We start from the raw sequence: 2,103 nt of genomic DNA, 5'->3' as shown, positions 1-2,103 counted from the left end.
CTGTGATAACCACCGTTGCTACCGGAAGGTCGCTCTATGTCGCAGAAGATTCGCTCTACGTCACTATTTCGCCCGATTATCGTCCCACGCGGCGGGCTCAGGGATCAGTTTGTACACGGGCACTCAGCGGGTCGCCGAGGCGGGCTGCCCCGGTGCCCTGGGAGACGAGTTGCTCGTCGGCGTACATGCGCATGGTGGCGTCGACCGGCTCGAACGCGGTCAGCGGCAGCCGGTCTGGGCCGAGGACATACAGGCCGCTGGAGGCGTTGCCGGCGACGGTGTCGATGATCGTGATGTCCCGGTCGGCGATGCGGCTGTCCATAATCTCCAAAGCGGGGACGGCGTACTCGACCGCCGCCCGCACGGTGGCCAGATCGAGGTCACCCGCCAGGTCGGAGGCGAGGACAAGGCGAACTCGGCTTCGACCTTCGGCTGCAGGAGCTGCGCGGTGGGAGCCGCGCCGGTCGCATCCATGTCCGCGAAGAGCACGCCGAAGTCGGGCTGGTCCACGCCGAACTGCTGCTGCACCGCGGGCCGACTTCTGTCATTCCGAATGCATCGACGTCCGTCTAAGATCTGGAACATCGGACGGCTATAGAGGCACCTGAAGCGGGTTCTATGTGTGTCACTCATGAGCTTGAATGGTGTTAATCTGTTCTACGTTTCAAGCTGCGATGAGTAGGGGCAAGCCGCGTGAAGCCACGGTCGATCGTATTCGATCTCTACGGTGACTATTTGCGCTATGACGGCGGCGCGGCCCCGTTGCAGACTCTGACCGATCTGCTGGCTGACTTCGACGTCCCCGAGGCGACGACGCGGGTGGTGATGACGCGGCTGCGCAAGGAGGGGTGGTTCGACACCGAGAAGCGGGGGCGGACCACCGTCTACCGGTTGGCCGACAAGAGCTGGCGCCTGCTTGACGAGGGCCGCAAGCGCATCTTCCAGCGCGAGCGCGAATCCTGGGACCGGCAGTGGCGCGTCGCCATCTACCACGTTCCTGAGACCGATCGCGCGGCCCGGGAGAGGGTCCGCAAGAAGCTCAGATGGCTCGGTTTCGGGCCGCTGGCACCCTCCACCTGGGTCTCTCCGCACGAGCGGCTGCAGGAGGTCGCGGCGGGACTGGCCGAGGAGCCCTCGGTCCGGCTCGACCTGCTGATCAGCCGGTCGATGGGCGCCTCCAGTGATGTCGACATGGCGGGCAGATGCTGGGACCTGAAGGAGCTCCACCGCGCCCTGCTCGCCAAGCGTGACTCCTATCGGGCGCTGCTGGCCCGTTTCGATTCGGCCCCGCCACGCGGGCGCGCCGCCCTGGTCGAGCGCACCCATCTCGTCCACGACTACCGCATGCTGCCCTTCGACGACCCCGACCTGCCGTTGGAACTGGTGCCGGCGGGATGGGTCGGTCGTGACGTACACGATCTCTTCCTCGACCTGCACAAGCGGCTCGCCCCTGAGGCCGAGGGATACTGCGCCTCCATGGGCATCGGCCCCTTGAATAAGGGGCCCGTGCACGCCTGACGCACCCACTCCCCGACCCAAGTAGGGTAACAAATTATTGACGGTCGTTTGATAAATGTGTAGCGTCGGCGGCACTCGCCCGGCCGCATGCCGGGCTCATTCGGATCTCGCTCTGTGGAGTGACCATGGACGCCACCGCGCAACCCCCGTCCGCCCCCCGAGGGAACAGCCTCCCCGTCGTCGCCATCTGCTTCGCCTCGATCGTCTTCGATGGTTACGACCTGATCGTCTACGGCTCCGTGGTGCCGAGCCTGCTCGCCGAGCCATCATGGAACCTCACTCCCGCACAGGTCGGCGCCATCGGCAGCTACGCGCTCATGGGCATGCTCATCGGTGCCCTAGTCGCGGGCGTGATCACCGACATCGTCGGCCGCCGCAAGATCGTGATCGCCAGCGTCGCCTGGTTCTCGATCGCCATGATCCTGTGCGCGCTGGCGCCCTCACCGGAACTGCTGGGACTGTTCCGGTTCGTGGCCGGGCTCGGCCTCGGCGGCGTCGTGCCCACCGCCATCGCGCTCACCGTCGAGTACGCGCCCGCACACCGGCGCAACCTGTACAACGCCCTGATGTACTCGGGCTACTCGG

At 66.0% G+C, this 2,103-nt stretch carries 3 protein-coding genes; 2 read left to right on the top strand and 1 reads right to left on the bottom strand.

All coding sequences use genetic code 11. From position 1 onward, the window contains the following. Nucleotides 1–97 precede the first annotated feature (97 nt). Entirely contained in the window at nucleotides 98–322 is a 225-nt protein-coding gene (locus tag KME78_RS63560; RefSeq protein WP_219539941.1) for a hypothetical protein, read from the bottom strand. Between the two features lie 371 nt (nucleotides 323–693). Here KME78_RS63560 and KME78_RS67795 point away from each other — a divergent pair, with 371 nt between their 5' ends. Beyond that, complete coding sequence (locus KME78_RS67795) at nucleotides 694–1,518, top strand: PaaX family transcriptional regulator (RefSeq protein WP_219539940.1); 825 nt, start codon at nucleotides 694–696, stop codon at nucleotides 1,516–1,518. 125 nt (nucleotides 1,519–1,643) lie between these two features. After that, on the top strand, nucleotides 1,644–2,103 hold a 460-nt coding region (locus KME78_RS63550), incomplete at its 3' end, for an MFS transporter (protein ID WP_219539939.1).

Origin of the sequence: Nonomuraea guangzhouensis (genome assembly GCF_019396345.1) — a bacterium.
Taxonomy (GTDB): domain Bacteria; phylum Actinomycetota; class Actinomycetes; order Streptosporangiales; family Streptosporangiaceae; genus Nonomuraea; species Nonomuraea guangzhouensis.
This window is presented reverse-complemented; position numbering and strand designations above follow the sequence as displayed.

Coding starts and splice junctions, on each gene's coding strand:
- KME78_RS63560 (WP_219539941.1), bottom strand. CDS start 322: ATGGACAGCCGCATCGCCGACCGGGACATCACGATCATCGACACCGTC.